Genomic DNA, 17,280 nt, shown 5'->3' on the forward strand with positions numbered 1-17,280 from the left:
CGCCAGGCGGCCGTCGGCGGCGGCCGCGCAGGAGGTGACCTCGCTGACAGCGAGTCCGTCGTGCCGCGTGTAGTTCCGGAACCGCCTCCCGTCGAATCGCGACAGTCCGTACTGCGTGCCGATCCAGAGGTATCCCTCCCGGTCCTGGGTCACACACCGGATCTGCGACTGGATCAGCCCGTCGCGCACCGTGTAGGTGCGAAACGCTCCGGACTGGGCGGCCGCGGGCGGCGCGCCCGCGCCCAGCAGGGCCACGGCCAGGGTCGCGCTCCGCCCGAGGCGCCGGATCCCGGCCTTGGAGCCACCGACAGCCACCCTGGATCGCTCCTGTCCGGTCGCGGGCCCCGCCCCCCTAGGCGCCGCCGCCGCGCCTACCTCTTCGGCGCCGCCCGAGCCGGCCTTTACCCCCGGAGGGGCCCGGGCTCGCCCGCCGTTTCCGCGGGGGGCAGAATGGGCGGCCGTCCGCCGCGGGCGCGGGCGATGCGGGAGGGCGAGCGAGATGAAATTCGCGACGAAGGCGATTCACGCGGGGCAGGAGCCGGATCCCCGCACCGGCGCCGTCAACGTGCCGGTGTGGCTGAGCACGACGTTCAAGCAGGACGGGATCGGACGCTTCCGGGACGGATACGAGTACTCGAGGACCGACAACCCGTCGCGGCGCTCGCTCGAAGCCACGCTGGCGGCGCTCGAGGAGGGGAAGCACGCGCTGTGCTACGCTTCGGGGTCGGCGGCGTCGGCCGCCGTGCTGGACCTCCTCGCGCCCGGGGACGAGATGATCTCGACGATCGACGTGTACGGCGGCACCTACCGCATGTGCCGCCACGTGTTCGAGAAGTACGGGATCCGGTTCCGCTTCCTCGACACCGCCGACGCGGGCGAGATCCTCGCCGCGGTGACGCCAAACACCCGGATGATCTGGGTCGAGACGCCGACGAACCCCCTCCTGAACATTCACGACATCGCCCGCCTCGCCTCCGGCAAGCCGCCGCAGGTCCTCCTCGTGGTGGACAACACCTTCGCCACGCCCTGCCTCCAGCGGCCGCTGTCTCTCGGCGCGGACATCGTCGTCCACTCGGTGACCAAGTACCTCGGCGGGCACAGCGATGTCGTCGGCGGCGCCGTCGTCACCTCCAGGGACGACGTGGCGGAGAGGCTGCGCTTCTACCAGAACGCGGTGGGGGCGGTGCCATCCCCGTTCGACTGCTACCTCGTCCAGCGGGGGATCAAGACGCTGGAGGTGCGGATGGAGCGCCACCAGCGGAACGCCGCCGAGGTGGCCCGGTTCCTCGCCGGCCACGCCGCGGTGGAGCGCGTCTACTTCCCGGGCCTTCCGGACCATCCCGGGCACGACATCGCGCGGCGCCAGATGAAAGGGCCGTCGGGGATGGTCTCCTTCACCCTGAAGGGCGGGCGCCCGGCCGCCGATCGCTTTTTCGAGCGCGTCGAGCTGTTCACGCTGGCGGAGAGTCTCGGAGGGGTGGAGTCCCTGAGCTGCCATCCCTATACGATGACGCACGGAGCGATTCCCCCGGAGGAGAAGCTCAAGATCGGCATCACGGAGAGTCTCGTGCGCCTGTCGGTGGGTATCGAGGATGTGGAGGATCTGATCGCCGATCTCGAGCGGGGGCTCGCCGGGTGAACCCCGCGGGGCGAGGGATGGCCGGGGCTCCGCCGCTGCCGAAGAGCCTGTTCGACTTCGGGGACGGGCCGCTGTGGGTCGCCCACTGCGCGATCGGACCGGTACCGCGCGCGGCGGTGAGAGCGGTCCGCGAGCACCTCGAGCGCGAGGCGCGGCCGTGGGAGATCTCGCGCGAGCACCACTTCGTCGGGTTGCCGCAGCGCGTGCGGCACGAGGGCGCCCGTCTGTTCGGCGGCGACGCAGGGGACATCGCGCTCGTGCCGACGACGTCGGCCGGCCTGTCCCGGATCGCGGCCGGGATCGACTGGCGCCCGGGGGACGAGGTCCTTCTGCCGCTCGGCGAATTCCCCGCCAACGTCTGGCCGTGGAAGGCGCTGGCGCCGGCCGGAGTGTCGGTTCGAGAGGTTCCGCTGTGGCCCGGACACCGCGCCGGCCGCGAAGCCTGGGCGACCGAGCCGCCGCCCCCCGGGTGCGATCCGGAGCAGGCGCTTCTCGACGCCATCTCGCCCGCGACGCGGCTCGTATCGGCGAGCTGGGTCCGGTTCCAGGATGGCCTCGTCCTCGACCTCGCGCGCCTCGGCCGGGGGTGCGCCGAGCGAAACGTCCCGCTCGTCGCCGACGCCATCCAGGGGGCGGGCACGCTGCCCTGGCCCGGGGGGGCGTCGGCCGCCGCCTGCGGGGGGCACAAGGGGCTGCTCGCCCCCCAGGGGCTAGGGCTGCTCTGGACCGAGCCGTCGTTCCGCGCATCCCTGCGCCCCACGGGGAGCTGGCTCTCGGTCGAGGACGCGGGCGACTTCGCGCGCCCGGTGACCGACACCGAGCGCGCCTGGCTCGAAGACGGCCGCCGGTTCGAGCAGGGGGTGCCGAACCTGGTCGGGTGCGCGGCGCTCGCCGCCTCGCTGGCGCTCGTCAACGACGCCGGTCCCGAGCGCATCGCGGGACACGTGCGCCGGCTCCAGCGCCACCTGCTCGGAGCTCTCGCGGACCTGCCGGCGTGGAGGGACGAGGCGCAGCGGCTTCTCGCCCTGCTCGACGAGGGTCGCCTCGGCTCGATCCTCGCCCTGCATCACCGGGGGCGGGGTGCCCGGTTCCTCGAAGAGACGCTCGAACGCGGGCGTCGCCTCGGCGTCGCCGCGACGCTGCGCGAGGGCTACCTCCGCATCGCCTTCCACGGATGGCACGACGAGGAGGACGTCGAGCGGATCGCCGCCTGGCTCGGGTGAGCCTTCGCGCGCGGCTCAGCGCGCTCCGGCGGTCGCGAGCTTCCGGAACGTCCGCGCCAGCTCGAGCGCCCGCTGCGGATCGGTCGTCGGCAGCTTGCAGACGCCCTGCTCGCACACGTAGGCGGTCGGCTCGCCGCCGATCATCTCCTTGCCGGCGAGGAGCGGGATCCCCTTCGTGTCTGGAGGGCCGGCCGCCACCGTCACGTTCGGCAGGTACGCCGCGTGCAGCGCCTCGAGAAACCCCTGCGTGCGCGTGTCAGCGGGCGATCCCACGATCGCGACCTCCTTCGACCGGTCGTAGGCATGGTCGAGAGCCGCGAGCAGGTCGGCGAACGCGACGGGCACCCGCCGGATCGTCTTCGGCGTCGACGCGAACACCTGCGCGGCGCGCCGCGCCAGCTCCTCGCGCAACAGCAGCTCCGACAGCCTCAGCAGATTCATCGCGGCGACCGAGCGGCCGGCGGGGCGCACGTTGTCGAACGCCTCGACGCGCCTGACGAGCACCGTCGGATCCGAGCCGTCGGTGGCGAAGTAGTCCCCGCGTTCCGAATCGAAGAACAGCCGGTCCTGCAGGTCCTGCAGCCGCAGGGCTTCGTCGAGCCAGCGCCCGTCGAAGTCGCTCTCGTAGAGCTCGATCAGGGCGTCGATCATGTAGGCGTAGTCCTCGAGGAAGCCGCGGACCGCCGCCTCTCCGTCCCGCCAGCGGTGCAGCAGCCGGCCGTCCTGGGTGCGGAGCCGCGCGAGCACGAAGAGGGCCGCGCGCCGCGCTTCCTCGACGTAGCGCGGCTCGCCCAGCACGCGCCCGACCTCGGCCAGCGCGCCGATCATCAGCCCGTTCCAATCGGTGAGGATCTTGTCGTCCCGCTGCGGCCGGACGCGCCTCGCACGCGCCGCCAGCAGCTTGCGGCGAGCGCTCTCGAGCTCCGGCGGACGCGCGGTCCGGTGGTGGCCCGGCTGGAGCACCAGGATGTTCGTTCCGCGCTCGAAGTTGCCGTGCGACGTCACGCCGTAGGCGCTCCGGACGGCGTCGAGTTCGTCCTCCGACAGGAGTCGCTGGAGCTCCTCCAGCGTCCAGACGTAGAACTTTCCTTCCTCCCCCTCCGAATCGGCGTCCTCCGCGGAGTAGAAGCCTCCGTCCGGATGGGTCATGTCGCGCAGCACGTAATCGGCGATCTCGCGGGCGACGGCGGCGAATTCGGGATCGCCCGTCACCTGGAACGCCTCGACGTAGAGCCGGGACAGCGCCGCCTGGTCGTAGAGCATCTTCTCGAAGTGGGGGACGATCCAGCGCTCGTCGGTGCTGTAACGGTGAAACCCGCCGCCGAGCTGGTCGCAGATGCCCCCGCGCGCCATCGCGTCGAGCGTCTTGGTGACGATCTTCAGCGCCGTCTCGTCGCCCGAACGTCGGTGGATCCGCAGCAGCAGCCGCAGATCTCCCGCCTGGGGAAACTTCGGCCGCCCGCGGCGGCCGCCGTAGACCGGGTCGAAGCTCGACCGCCAGGAGTCGAGGAAGCGCAGCAGCAGGCCCTCGTCGAGCTCGCCGGCGCGCTCGGCGGCGGCGTGGCGCGCGAGCGCCGCGGCCAGGATCCGCCCCTGCTCGAGCACCTGCTCGCGCTGGTTCGTCCAGAGGTCGGTGATCCGTTCGAGGAGGTGAAGGAAGCGATCGCGCGGAAAGAACGTGCCGCCGAAGAACGGCTGCCGGTCCGGTGTCAGAAAGACCGTCATCGGCCAGCCGCCGTGGCCGCTCATCGCCTGCACCGCGTCCATGTAGATCGCGTCGATGTCGGGCCGCTCCTCGCGATCGACCTTGATCGACACGAAGTGCTCGTTCAGATAGCGCGCGACCTCCTCGTCTTCGAACGAGTCGCGCTCCATCACGTGGCACCAGTGGCAGGTCGAGTAGCCGATCGAAACGAACACCGGCACGCCCCGCCTCCGCGCGACCTCGAACGGCTCGTCGCCCCAGGCCCACCACCACACCGGGTTGTCCTTGTGCTGGAGGAGGTAGGGGCTCTTTTCGGAGGCGAGGTGGTTGCGGTTCTCGTGCATGCGGGCCTCCTCGGCCGGGCGTTCGGCCGGGGGCGCGGCCGGCGATCCGCCGTTGCCGCAAGCCGCGAGGGCGAGAGGACAGACGAGCATCCAGGGGCGGGGCGGGATCATGAAGCGATCATAGCCGGGGGAAGGCCGGTGCGCCCGCCAAGGGCCCGCGGGCGCCGGTTCGGGGTAAGGTGAGGAGGAGATCGAAGCACTCTCCGTCGGGGAGATCGACGATGCGGATCGCCGCGGTGGCCACGGCTTTGCCGCCGAACCGCTACGACCAGCGCACCCTCACCCGCGCCCTGCTGCGCCACATGGGGCGAGGGGACGGTGCGGCCCAACGGCGCCTGTCGCGCCTGCACGAACGCGTGAGCGTCGGTGCGCGTCACCTCGCCCTGCGCCTGGAGGAATACGAGCGGCTCCGAAGCTTCCGGCAGGCGAACGACGCCTGGATTCGGGTGGGGACCGAGATCGGCAGCCGGGCGGTCCGGGAGGCGCTGGAGCGAAGCGGGGTGCCGCCGGAGCGTCTGGGCGCTTTCTTCAGCGTGTCGGTCACCGGGATCGCCACCCCCTCACTCGAGGCACGCGTGATGAACGCCCTCGGGCTGCCGTCTTCCCTCAAGCGCGTGCCCGTCTTCGGTCTCGGGTGCGTCGCCGGCGCCGCGGGTCTCGCCCGGGCGGCCGATTACGTGAGGGCCTATCCGGACGAAGCGGCACTCCTGCTCTCGGTGGAACTCTGCTCGCTCACCCTCCAGCGCCGCGACCTCTCGGTGGCGAACCTCATCGCTTCCGGCCTGTTCGGTGACGGGGCGGCGGCCGCCGTCGTCGCCGGCGCCGAGCTGGAGGCGCGCGGGCCGCGCGTCGTCGCCACCCGTTCCGTCTTCTACCCCGACACCGAGAGGGTCATGGGGTGGGACATCGGCGGCGACGGCTTCAGGGTCGTCCTCTCGCCGGAGGTCCCGGAGATGGTGCGCCGGCACCTTCGCCGGGACGTGGACGCCTTCCTGGCCGAACACGGCCTCGACCGCGCGGAGATTTCCCGGTGGATCTGCCATCCGGGCGGACCGAAGGTGATCGAGGCGATCGCCGAGGCTCTCGAGCTGCCGGCGGCGGCGCTGGAGCCCGCACGGCGCAGCCTGCGCGAGTTCGGCAATCTCTCTTCCGCGTCGGTCTTGTTCGTCCTGGCCGAGGCGCTGGAGAACGCGCCGCCGCCGGGATCGCCCGCCATGCTCCTCGCCATGGGCCCCGGCTTCTGCTCGGAGCTCGTCCTCCTGGAGTGGTGACGTGGACTCGCGGGTCGCCTACACGGCTCTGGTCGCGCTCGTGGCTGCCGTCAGGCTCGGCGAGCTGCGCCTCTCGAGCCGCCACGCGCGTTCTCTCCTCGCGCGCGGCGGAGTCGAGAGCGGCAGGGGCCACCTCCCGGCGATGGTGGCGCTGCACGCCGGACTCTTGGCCGCGGCCCCCGCGGAGGTCTGGCTGTTGGATCGCCCGTTCGTGGCGCCGCTCGCCGCGGCGGCCCTCGCCGCGCTGGCGGCCGCCGCCGCTCTCCGCGTCTGGACGCTGCGCACGCTCGGGGAACGCTGGACGATCCGGGTGATCACGCTACCCGGGTCGCGACCGGTGACGGGCGGGCCCTACCGCTACGTGCGGCATCCGAACTACCTCGCCGTCGTGATCGAGGTGGCGGCGCTGCCACTGGTCCACGGGGCGTGGCTGACGGCCGCTGTCTTCTCCGCGCTCAACGCCGCTCTCCTCGCGGTGCGCATCCGCGTGGAGGAACGGGCGCTCTCGCGGGCAGGCGGCTACGGGGCGCTCTCCTCCCGGGGGCGCTTCCTTCCCCGGGGCGGGGGGAAAGGGTGAGCCGCCGCTACGACCTCGTCGTCGTCGGGGGCGGCCCCGCGGGCCTCGCGGTCGCGATCGAGGCGAGGGCGGCCGGCATGACGGTGTGCGTTCTCGAACGCCGCCGCCCCCCGGTGGACAAGCCGTGCGGCGAGGGGCTCCTGCCGAGGGCGGTGGCCGCGCTCCTTCGCTGCGGCGTTCCGGCCGACACGCTGCCCGGCCGGCGGCTCGCCGGCATCCGTTTCGTCGACGCCGGCGCCGGAACCGCCACCTTCGCCCCCTTCCCGGGTCGCTGCGGGCGCGGCGTCCGCCGGACGGTCCTGCACGCTGCTCTCGCCGCCCGCGCGGGGGAGGCGGGGGCGGAGATCCGCTGGGGAGTGGCCGCCCGCGGTCTGGAAGAGGACGGGGTCCGCGCCGCCACCGGCGAGCTCGTCCGCGGCGCGTGGGTCGTCGGCGCCGACGGGCTCCACTCCCGGGTGCGCCGCTGGGCCGGCATCGGCTGCAACCGCCGCGGCCGGCGATTCGGCGTCCGCCGCCATTTCGTTCGCGAACCGTGGACGGACTCGGTGGAGGTCCATTGGGCCGACACCGGGGAGGCCTACGTGACTCCGGTCGGGGAGGAGCTGGTGGGCGTCGCGATCCTCGCCGGTGCCGGGGCCGGTCCTCCCCGGCTCGCCGCCTTTCCCGGCCTGGCCCGCCGCCTCGAGGGGGCGAGGCCGGCGGATCGGTGGGCGGGCGCGGGGCCGTTCGGCGTGCGCGTCTTCCGGCCGCACCGGGGGCGCTGCGTGCTCGTCGGCGACGCCGCCGGCGACACCGACCCGATCACCGGCGAGGGAATCGGTCTCGCGCTCGAGCAGGCGAGGGAGTTGGTGCGCGCGCTGTGCCGGGGCGAGCCGCACCGCTATGCTCGCCGCCGCCGCCGGCTGCTCGCCGGGCCCTCCCGCGCGGCCGCCGCGCTTGTCGCGCTGCACCGGCACCCGTCGTTGCGGCGGCGGGCGCTGCGGTTGCTCGATCGCCATCCCGGTCTGTTCGCGCGGCTGCTCGCCTGGCATCTCGGCCGGCCCGCGGGCGGGCGCCCGGTTCCGGCCCTCCTGGTATCGTGAGAGGCCTTCCGGGAGGTCGCGGGCGATGCGCGAGGAGCGGTGCGGGCGGGCGGAGAGGGCCGGGCGGCGCCCGCTCGGCCTGCGGGAGGTGCTGCGGCGGCCGCTACCCCACCTGAGCCTGCCCGACCGCTTGCTGCTCAGGGGGCTTCTCGCGCTGCTGCGCGATCACGTGGAGCGCATCGAGGGGCTCGAACACGTGGCCCCCGAGTGCGATCCGTTCTTGCTAGTCCTCAACCACAATCAGAAGTACGAGGTGCTGGCCGTGCCGGCGCTGCTCATGTTCCACCGCGGCGGCCGGCTGATCCACTTCCTCGCCGACTGGAACTACCAGCTCGTCCCCGGTGTCTGGTGGATCTACCGGAGGGCCCGGGTCGTCCGCGCTTCGCTCAAGCCGGCGAAGCCCGCCTGGCTCAACGTCTTCAAGCCGCTCCTCACAGACGCCGAGCCGGCCTACTCGCGGGCTGCACGCCTCCTGGCGGGCGGCGCACCGGTCGGCATCTTCCCCGAGGGCCGGATCAACCGCGACCCGCGGCGGCTCCTGCCCGGGCGACCCGGTGCCGCCCGCCTGTCGATCGAGGCCGGCGTTCCGGTCGTTCCGGCCGGAATCCGTTTCCCGGGGCGGGATCCAGCGTCGCCGATCGAGGACGGCGCCCGCATGGCGGTCCAGCTCGGCCCGCCCATGGAGCCGCCCCCTCCGGACCGGGGCGAGCGCGCGTCGAGGCGGCGCGTGCTCGAGTGGCATGCCGCCATCATGGAGAGGATCGCGGAACTCTCCGGCAAGGCCTGGACCCGCCGGGCTCCGGAGAGGGCCGTGGGTTGACGGCGCGCCCGGCACGGTGCGCGAAGGGACTCGGCATGGGAAGGCGATGGATCCCGGTCGCGGCGGCGTCGATCCTCGCCGGATACGTTCCGGGGCCGGCCGGGGGGGAGGCGCTGCGGTTCGAGGTCGACCCGGAGGCCAGCCGAATCGAGTTCGTTCTGCAGGCCACGGCGCACAAGGTCCGCGGAACGATGCGCGTCGCCGGTGGGAGCGTCGAAGCCGATCTCGACAGCGGAAGACTCGCCGGGGAGATCGTCGTGGACGCGGCGAGCGCGGAGACGGGGAACCGCCGCCGTGACCGGAAGATGCACGAGCGGGTGCTCGAGTCGCGGCGCTTTCCGCGCATCCGGCTGCTCCCGCGGCGGCTGGAGGGACCGGTCCGATGGGAAAGCCCCTTCGAGGCCGATCTCTCGGCTCTGCTCGAACTCCACGGCCTGCGGCACGCCGTCGAGATCCCGCTGCGGGTCCTGCTGACCCCCGGCCGTCTCGAAGCCGACGCGTCCTTCGACGTTCCCTACGTGGCGTGGGGGCTCGAAGATCCGAGCTTCCTCCTCCTCCGGGTGGCGAAGAAGGTCCACGTGAAGGTTCACCTCGTCGCCGCGGGGCCGGTCGCGCGGTCACCCGTTCCGGCAGGGGAGGACTGAGCCGGCGCCCCTGTCGCTCCTCAGACGGACCGGGCGGCGGAGCGGAGCAGCTCCCAGCAGCGCTCGAGATGCCGCAGCTCGGTCCGCGGGTTGCCCACGCTCACGCGGATGGTGAAGCGGCCCGCGAGCCGCGTGTGGGAAAGGAAAACCCCGCCCGTCTCGTTGACCCGCTCGAGCAGGCGCTCGTTGTGAGCGTCGAGCGCCTCCGCGTCGAGGCCGGGCGGGCGGTGGCGGAAGCAGACCGTCGCGAGAGGGACGGGAGCGAGACGCTCCCAGTCCGGCGCCCCGTCGATCCACGAGGCGAACAGACGCGCCAGGCGGACATGCTCGCGGATCCTCGCCGCCATACCCGAGGCGCCGAAGTAGCGGATCACGAACCATAGCTTGAGTGCGCGGAACCGCCGGCCCAATTGCACGCCGTACTCGTGGTAGTTCCGGACCTCTTCGCCGGCGGAGGTGCGGAGATACTCGGGCACCAGCGAGAAGGCGCTCCGGAACGCCTCCGGCCGCCGGAACAGGAGCAGGGAGGCGTCGAAGGGGGTGAACATCCACTTGTGCGGGTTCACGACGATCGAGTCCGCGCGCTCCCATCCGGAGAAGAGGGGGCGGAACTCCTCGGCGACCGCGGCCGCGCCCCCGTAGGCCGCGTCGACATGCAGCCAAAGACCGTGCCGCGCGCACACGTCGGCGATCGCGGACGCCGGATCGATGCTCGTCGAGGAGGTCGTGCCCAGCGTGGCGACCACGCAGAACGGCCGGCGGCCGGCGGCGAGGTCCTCGCGGATCGCCTCCTCCAGCGCGTCGGGCCGCATCCGGTACTCGCTGTCCGCCGGAATGCGGCGCACGTTGTCCAGCCCGACCCCGGCGACCACGGCCGCCTTGTCGATCGAGGAATGGGCTTCCTCCGAGCGGTAGAGGACGAGGCCGGGCCCTCCCGCCAGCCCCCGGCGCCGCAGCTCGGGGCACTCGGCATGCCTGGCGGCGACGACGGAGAGAAGGGACGAAACGGAGGCGGTGTCGGTCAGCATGCCGTCGAACCCGGCCGGAAGGCCCAGCATCTGCCGCAGCCAGTCCACCACGGTCTGCTCCAGCTCGGTGGACGCCGGCGCGTTCCTCCAGAACATGACGTTGGAGTTCAGACCCGCGGCGAGAATCTCGCCCAGGATTCCCGGGCCGCTGGCCACCGACGAGAAGTAGGCGAGGAAGCCCGGGTGCTGCCAGTGGGTGATGTTCGGCTCGATCAGCTCGCGATAGTCATCGAGGATCCGGCCGAGTGGCTCCGGTTCCGCCGGCGGCGCGGCAGGGAGCCTGGCCGCGATCGCGCCCGGCCGGATCGGCGGTAGCACCGGATACGTCTCGACCCGCTGGAGGTAATCGGCGACCAGGTCGGCCGCACGGTGCGCGGCCGCGCGGAGATCCGAGGTGTCCATGTCGCCCAGGCCGAGCTGGGCCCGGTGCAAGAGCCGAGCGTCTTCGCCCATGGTCCCTCCAGCCGCGAGCGCGAACCCGTTTCCGCGCCCGGAAGGCGATCGCCTGACCGTGATCGTGTAGCGCTCACCGGCAGAACTTCCGTGAGATGGCGCCGATCGCCCACGATAGCGCCGTCGCCGGGAGTCTGCACCGGGCCGTGCGGCTCGAAGCGCCGCGGCGTGTCGGGTTCGTGCCGCGGAGAGCCGGAGGATCGATCCTCCGTCGGCCGTCGATCGCGCCGCGCTGGGGGCAGTGGGCGATCGGGGGAGATGCCGCAGGGCGGCCGCGAAGTCGTACGCGCGAGATGCGCTGCGGACGGCGCCTTCTCGCGGTGTCCTCCGAAAGAGCACGCAGGGGGAGGCGACGGCCGAGAAAGCTCGAAAGCGGGTGCACTCGGGGGCAAGAAACCGCCGGGAGCGCCGGCACCAGGGCGGAAGGCTGCGCCCGAGGATCGGCTTCGGGACGCCGGCACGCGCCGGCCGCGGGGCGGTGACGCCGACGGCCGGAACGCGGTCCGGCGGCGATGTCCCGGTGGGACCGATGGCGCACGGGACGGCGCACTCCGGTCGGGGCCGCGCGGACTCGGCCCGCACGCCTTCCCATGCCGCACGCGGGCGGAGCGAGAAGGCGGCCATCACCGCGGCCAGGCGATCCGGCAGCCTGCTAGACTGGCGCCATGCAAGAAGTGGTCGATCTGCGCTCCGACACCGTCACCCAGCCGGACGAGGCGATGCGCGCCGCGATGGCGGCGGCGCCGGTGGGCGACGACGTCTACGGGGAGGATCCGTCGGTCAACGCGCTCGAGGCGCGCGCCTGCGAGATCACGGGCAAGGAGGCGGCGCTCTTCGTTCCCTCCGGCTCGATGGCCAACCTGATCGCGCAGATGGTGCATGCCCGGCCGGGAGAGGCGGTTCTCGCCGGGGACGAAAGCCACTGCCTGCTGTTCGAGGGCGGGTCGGGAGCCGCCGTGGCCGGCCTGATGTATCAGGTCGTCGCCGGGATCCCGCAGCCGGGCGCGGACCGGATCGCCGACCTTCTCCGTCCCGGGGACCTCCACACGCCGCGGACCGCGCTGGTCTGGGTCGAGAACACGCACAACATGGCAGGTGGGACGGTGATCCCCGTGGAGGAACTCGAGCGGATCGCCGGGGTCTGCCGCGACGCGGGCGTGCCGCTCCACATGGACGGAGCTCGGCTGTTCAACGCGGCCGTGGCCACCGGGGTCCCGATCCGGCGGTGGGCCTCCTGCGTGGATTCCCTCTCCTTCGCCCTGTCCAAGGGGCTGGGCGCTCCGGTGGGGTCGGTTCTCTGCGGGGACGCGGCCTTCCGCGCCCGGGCGCTCCGGCTGAGGAAGATGCTCGGGGGCGGCATGCGACAGGCCGGCATCCTCGCGGCCGCCGGACTCCACGCGCTGGAGCACAACGTGGGCCGGCTCGCCGAAGACCACCGGAACGCGGCCCGCCTGGCGCGGGCGCTCGCCGGCCACCCGCGGCTGGCGATCGATCTCCAGCGCGTGCAGACCAACATCGTGATGGCGGAGGTGATCGGCGGGGAGGCGGAGGAGCTGGCCCGGCGTTGTGCGGAGCGCGGTGTGCTGTTCCACGCCCTCGGAGCCCGCCGTGTCCGGTTCGTCACCCACCTGGGCGTGTCGGCTGCGGACGTCGATCGCGCCCTGGCGGTGATCCGCGAGGCGCTCGACGACCTGCCCGGCGGATGAGGCTGGTGTAGACTCCCGAGCACGGTCCCGGCCGAGGCCGGCGCGCCGTTCCTGTCGGCGAACGCAGGAAAACCAAACCAGGAGGTAAGACGATGGCTTTCGAGCTCCCGCCCCTTCCCTACGCGTACGATGCCCTGGAGCCGTACATCGACACGCAGACCATGACGCTCCACCACGACAAGCACCACGCGGCGTACGTCAACAACACGAACAAGATCCTCGCCGATCACCCCGACCTCGCGTCGAAGCCGATCGACGAGCTGATCGCGCACCTGAACGAGCTGCCTGAATCGATCCGCACCGCCGTGCGCAACAACGGCGGCGGACACTTCAACCACACCATCTTCTGGTCGATCATGGGCCCGAACGCGGGAGGCGATCCGACCGGCCCGGTGGCCGAGGCGATCGGGAAGCGGTTCGGCAGCTTCGGCGCGTTCAAGGAGCAGTTCAACAAGGCCGGGCTCTCTCGCTTCGGAAGCGGCTGGGTCTGGTTGATCCGCACGAAGAACGGCGACCTGGAGGTCGTCAGCACGGCCAACCAGGACAGCCCGCTCACCGACGGGCACTACCCGATCATGGGCAACGACGTCTGGGAACACGCCTACTACCTCAAGTACCAGAACCGCCGCGCCGACTATCTCGAGGCGTGGTGGAACGTGGTGAACTGGGAAGCGGTCAACCGCCGCTTCGAGGAAGCGATGCGCTGACCGGGAGTCGGACGCGGCGCGCGGGCCGGGACCCGGCCGGCGCGCCGCACCGGGGCGGGGGTGACATGCCGACCACTTCCGACTTCAAGAAGAACCTGCGGATCCTGGTGGACGGCGAGCCGTACGCCATCGTCGACGTCCGCCTTCAATCGCCCACGGCCCGCGGCACGGCGACGCTCGTCCGGACGAAGCTCCGCCACCTTCTCACCGGCCAGCTCATCGACAAGACATTCAAGGCGGGGGAGTCGGTCGACTCGCCGGACCTGGTCTTCAGACCCGCGCAGTTCCTGTACGCCGACGGCGACGACCTTCACTTCATGGACGAAGAGAGCTTCGAGCAGTTTTCTCTCCCGCGGGAGTCGCTGGCGGAGATCGCCCCCTGGCTCGTCGACGGGACGAGCGTGCGGGCCGTCCACTTCGAAGGGCGGGTCGCCGCGGTGGAGCTGCCGAAGGTCCTCGAGGTGGAGGTGATCGAGACCGAGCCGGCCGTCCGGGGCAACACGGCGGCCGGGAAGGTGATGAAGCGGGCCGTCGTGGCCGGGGGGGCGGAGATCCAGGTCCCGCTGTTCGTCGAGAAGGGCGAACGGATCGAGGTCGATCCCCACGAAGGGCGTTTCATCCGCCGGGCCGGTTGATCCCCCCGAGCGGCCGGGTGATCCTCCCGCCGGCCGGACGGCGGCCCCGGGATCGAGGGACGGACGATGCGGCGGGTATCTTCGGCGCTCCTCGCGGTGTGGGGGACCCTGGCGATGATCGGCGGATCTTCTTTCGCGATGGACCGGGCGCTCGCCGCGCGGTTCGCCCGGTTGGCCCTCGACTGCGTCCACAGGGAGTATCCGAACAAGATCGCGCACGTGCTGGAGGGGGACGGGGACGTCGCCCCGCCGCGGAAACTGACACCCGCCTTCTACGGCTGCTACGACTGGCACTCCGCCGTGCACGGCCACTGGCTGCTCGCGCGTCTCGCGCGCCTGTTCCCGGAGGCGGACTTCGCCGCGCCGGCCCGCGCCGCGCTGGGGAGGAGCCTCACGCCGGAGAACGTCCGCGGGGAGGTCGAGTACCTCGGCCGGCGGTCCCGCGTCTCCTTCGAACGCCCGTACGGGCTCGCCTGGCTCCTGCAGCTCGCGGCGGAGCTGCGGGAGTGGGACGACGGCGAGGCCCGGCGCTGGAGCGCGGCTCTCGCTCCGCTCGAGCGGCTCGCCGCACAACGGATCGCGGAGTGGCTGCCGAAGCTCGAGCATCCGATCCGCACCGGCGAGCACTCCCAGACCGCGTTCGCTTTCGGCCTGATCCTCGACTGGGCGCGCGCGGCCGGCGACCGCCGGCTCGAGCGGCTCGTCGAGGATCGCGCCCGCGTTTTCTATCTGGGCGACCGCGACTGCCCGCTCGCCTACGAGCCCTCCGGCCAGGACTTTCTCTCCCCGTGCCTCGCGGAGGCGGACTTGATGCGCCGGATCCTGGAGCCGGCCCCGTTCGCGGCGTGGCTCGGCGGTTTCCTTCCCGGGATTCCGCTCGACGGGAACGGAGGGTGGCTCGAGCCGGCGCGCGTGACCGATCCGGCCGACCCGAAGCTCGCCCACCTCGACGGGCTCAACCTCTCCCGCGCCTGGATGCTCGAGGGGATCGCCGCCGGTCTTCCCGCGGGCGACCCGCGGCGGACCGCCGTGCTCGCCGCCGCCGAGCGCCACGCGAAAGCGGGCCTCGCGGCGGTCACCGGTGAGCACTACGAAGGCGGCCACTGGCTCGGCAGCTTCGCCACCTACCTGATCACGCGCCGCGGCCTGCCGCCGTCCGAACGGGACGGCTCGCACGCGCCGAACGGAGGCTCGTGACCGCGGCGCGAGCGGGGCGGTCCGTTCGCGGCGACGGCGCTTGCGGCACCCGGAAGTCCCGCCGCGGCGGGGAGCGTGCGCCGGCCGGCGGAGCCGATGCGGGCCGCCGCGCACCGGCCGGCTCACCGCGCGCGGGCGGGCCGGCCGGAGTATCCTAACGCGCCCGCCGCACGGCCGCGGCGGTCGGGAGGAGAGCGATGCTCGAACGGATCGGTGTCCCGGTTCTCGTCACACTGCTCGCGCTCGCCGGCGCGGGCTGCTCAGGTCCCTCCTCCACGTCGCCCGGCGGGACGTCGGGTGCGCCGGGATCTCCCTGCGCCGGAAAGTACGCGACGGTGCGGCTGACGGCCGACCTCTCCGGGCTTTCGGACGCCCAGCGGAGGATGATTCCGCTGCTGATCGAAGCCGCCCGGCAGATGGACGACGTGTTCTGGCAGGAGGCCTACGGCGATCGCGACGAGCTGCTCTCTTCGATCGACGATCCCGAGCTGCGCCGCTGCGTCGAGATCAACTACGGTCCCTGGGACCGGTTGAACGGCAACGAGCCGATGTTGCCGGGGATCGGCCCGAAGCCGCCGGGGGCGCGGTTCTACCCCGACGACATGACGAGGGAGGAGTTCGAGCAGGCCGTCGCGGCGGCGGACGAGAAGACGGCGGCGGCGCTCAAGAGCCTCTACACGCTCGTCGGTCGCGCCGAGGACGGTTCCCTGCAGCCGGTCCCGTACCACGTCGCGTTCCACGACCAGCACGCGGCGGCGGCGGCGAAGCTGCGCGAGGCGGCGAAGCTCGCCGAGGCCGAAGGGCTCCGGCGCTACCTCGAGGCCCGTGCGGCGGCGCTCGAAAGCGACGACTATCACGACTCCGACGTCGCCTGGCTCGACATGCGCGACAACGTGATCGACATCGTCATCGGCCCGATCGAGACGTACGAGGACGAGCTGTTCGGCTACAAAGCGGCGCACGAGGCGTACGTGCTGCTGCGCGACCGGGCGTGGAACGAGCGGCTCGCGCGGTACGCGCAGTTCCTGCCGAAGCTCCAGCGGAGCCTGCCCGTTCCGGACGCCTACAAGAGCGAGACACCGGGGACCGACGCCGACCTCGGCGCCTACGACGTCATCTACTACGCCGGCCACAGCAACGCCGGTTCGAAGACGATCGCGATCAACCTGCCGAACGACGAGGAGATTCAACTCGAGAAGGGTACCCGCCGCTTGCAGCTGCGCAACGCGATGCGCGCCAAGTTCGACCGCATCCTGGTGCCGATCGCCGAGCAGCTGGTCGCGCCCGAACAGCGCGGTCACGTCAGCTTCGACGCCTTCTTCGCCAACACGATGTTCCACGAGGTCGCGCACGGACTCGGCATCAAGCACACGATCGACGGGAAGCGCACCGTGCGCGAGGCGCTGAAGGAAGAGGCCTCGGCCCTCGAGGAGGGCAAGGCCGACGTCCTCGGCCTGTACATGCTGATGCAGCTCCACGACTGGGGCGAGGTCGAAGAGCCGCCGCTCGAGGACAGCTTCGTCACCTTCATGGCGAGCATCTTCCGCTCCATCCGCTTCGGCGCCTCGAGCGCGCACGGCCGCGCGAACCTGTTGCGCTTCAACTTCTTCATGGAAAAGGGCGCCTTCGCGCGCGACCCGGAGACCGGGACTTACCGCGTCGACTTCGACAAGATGCGCGAGGCCGTCGATGCCCTGTCGGCCAAGATCCTGACGCTGCAGGGGGACGGCGACCTCGCCGCGGCGAAGGCGTTCGCCGACCGCTACGAAACGATCGGACCGGACCTTCGCGCCGACCTCGACCGGCTCGCGGCCGCCGGAATCCCGGTCGACATCGTCTTCGAGCAGGGGGAGGACGTTCTCGGGCTTTGAGTCCGGGGGGGCCGTGTTCGGGGTTTCGCGCCGCGCGGCCGGCGGCACGGTCCCGCGGCCCCGCGCGCTCGACCCCTTCGCCCCCGGCTCGAACGGCCGCCCCAATGCTCGGCGCACCCTCGATGGTGCGAACCGGCGATCGACCGGCTGAAGAGCGAGGAGCTTGTCCAGGATCCTCGGCTCGGCGACCGGCCGGCGACGGCAACTCTGTGGCGCTCGATGGGTTGCACGGAGTTCCGCACCTCCGAGGAGGCACCTCCCGATGGTTGGAAGGTCCTCGGACGACGGTGAGCGCCGGCGCCCGATCCCATGAGAACCCGTAGCTCCCGCGCGCTCATCCCTCCGGCGGCCGGTTCGGCAGAACCTCCCAACCCACAA

The 17,280-nt window shown here is 72.2% G+C and carries 15 protein-coding genes; 12 read left to right on the top strand and 3 right to left on the bottom strand.

Annotated features, from left to right (window positions below):
- Nucleotides 1–522 (bottom strand): hypothetical protein (locus D6718_08930; protein ID RMG44913.1); only part of this gene is annotated, 522 nt, incomplete at its 3' end.
- Here D6718_08930 and D6718_08935 point away from each other — a divergent pair.
- Complete coding sequence (locus D6718_08935) at nt 500–1,639, top strand: cystathionine gamma-synthase (GenBank protein RMG44900.1); 1,140 nt, start codon at nt 500–502, stop codon at nt 1,637–1,639. The genes D6718_08930 and D6718_08935 overlap by 23 nt on opposite strands.
- A complete protein-coding gene (locus D6718_08940; protein RMG44901.1) occupies nt 1,636–2,862 on the top strand; it encodes an aminotransferase class V-fold PLP-dependent enzyme in 1,227 nt (408 codons plus the stop codon). The genes D6718_08935 and D6718_08940 overlap by 4 nt, the downstream gene beginning before the upstream one ends.
- Nucleotides 2,863–2,877: 15 nt before the next feature.
- Here the strand turns inward: D6718_08940 and D6718_08945 are convergent, their stop codons facing one another.
- Nucleotides 2,878–4,911 (bottom strand): thioredoxin domain-containing protein, encoded by a 2,034-nt coding sequence (locus tag D6718_08945; GenBank protein ID RMG44914.1) that lies wholly within the window; start codon nt 4,909–4,911, stop codon nt 2,878–2,880.
- 221 nt (nt 4,912–5,132) lie between these two features.
- On the opposite strand from D6718_08945, the gene D6718_08950 reads away from it, so the two are divergent.
- The 5 genes from D6718_08950 to D6718_08970 are packed head-to-tail and all read left to right on the top strand — an operon-like array spanning nt 5,133 to nt 9,305.
- Entirely contained in the window at nt 5,133–6,182 is a 1,050-nt protein-coding gene (locus D6718_08950; protein ID RMG44902.1) for a type III polyketide synthase, read from the top strand.
- Nucleotide 6,183: 1 nt separating this feature from the next.
- Nucleotides 6,184–6,759 (top strand): hypothetical protein, encoded by a 576-nt coding sequence (locus D6718_08955; GenBank protein RMG44903.1) that lies wholly within the window; start codon nt 6,184–6,186, stop codon nt 6,757–6,759.
- Nucleotides 6,756–7,841: an NAD(P)/FAD-dependent oxidoreductase gene (locus tag D6718_08960; protein RMG44904.1), complete on the top strand. Its 1,086-nt coding sequence runs from the start codon at nt 6,756–6,758 to the stop codon at nt 7,839–7,841. Before D6718_08955 ends, D6718_08960 begins: the two co-directional genes overlap by 4 nt.
- A 25-nt stretch (nt 7,842–7,866) precedes the next feature.
- Nucleotides 7,867–8,661 carry a 1-acyl-sn-glycerol-3-phosphate acyltransferase gene (locus D6718_08965; protein RMG44905.1) on the top strand — a complete coding sequence of 265 codons (795 nt, stop codon included), beginning with the start codon at nt 7,867–7,869 and terminating at the stop codon, nt 8,659–8,661.
- A 35-nt stretch (nt 8,662–8,696) separates the two neighbouring features.
- Complete coding sequence (locus D6718_08970) at nt 8,697–9,305, top strand: YceI family protein (GenBank protein ID RMG44906.1); 609 nt, start codon at nt 8,697–8,699, stop codon at nt 9,303–9,305.
- Between the two features lie 20 nt (nt 9,306–9,325).
- On the opposite strand, the gene D6718_08975 is transcribed toward D6718_08970, so the two are convergent.
- Nucleotides 9,326–10,786 (bottom strand): amino acid decarboxylase, encoded by a 1,461-nt coding sequence (locus tag D6718_08975; protein ID RMG44907.1) that lies wholly within the window; start codon nt 10,784–10,786, stop codon nt 9,326–9,328.
- A gap of 665 nt (nt 10,787–11,451) precedes the next feature.
- Here D6718_08975 and D6718_08980 point away from each other — a divergent pair.
- From D6718_08980 to D6718_09000, 5 genes are all read left to right on the top strand, one after another.
- Nucleotides 11,452–12,492 (top strand): low-specificity L-threonine aldolase, encoded by a 1,041-nt coding sequence (locus D6718_08980; GenBank protein RMG44908.1) that lies wholly within the window; start codon nt 11,452–11,454, stop codon nt 12,490–12,492.
- A gap of 92 nt (nt 12,493–12,584) precedes the next feature.
- Nucleotides 12,585–13,199: a superoxide dismutase gene (locus tag D6718_08985; protein ID RMG44909.1), complete on the top strand. Its 615-nt coding sequence runs from the start codon at nt 12,585–12,587 to the stop codon at nt 13,197–13,199.
- Nucleotides 13,200–13,264: 65 nt separating this feature from the next.
- A complete protein-coding gene (gene efp, locus D6718_08990) occupies nt 13,265–13,834 on the top strand; it encodes an elongation factor P (GenBank protein ID RMG44910.1) in 570 nt (189 codons plus the stop codon).
- A gap of 66 nt (nt 13,835–13,900) precedes the next feature.
- Nucleotides 13,901–15,031, top strand: coding sequence for a DUF2891 domain-containing protein (locus tag D6718_08995; GenBank protein ID RMG44911.1), 1,131 nt, complete (start codon nt 13,901–13,903; stop codon nt 15,029–15,031).
- Nucleotides 15,032–15,228: 197 nt separating this feature from the next.
- On the top strand, nt 15,229–16,902 hold the full coding sequence (locus tag D6718_09000) for a Zn-dependent hydrolase (protein RMG44912.1): 1,674 nt from the start codon (nt 15,229–15,231) through the stop codon (nt 16,900–16,902).
- Nucleotides 16,903–17,280: the final 378 nt, after the last annotated feature.

This window comes from Acidobacteriota bacterium (genome assembly GCA_003696075.1).
Classification (GTDB): domain Bacteria; phylum Acidobacteriota; class Polarisedimenticolia; order J045; family J045; genus J045.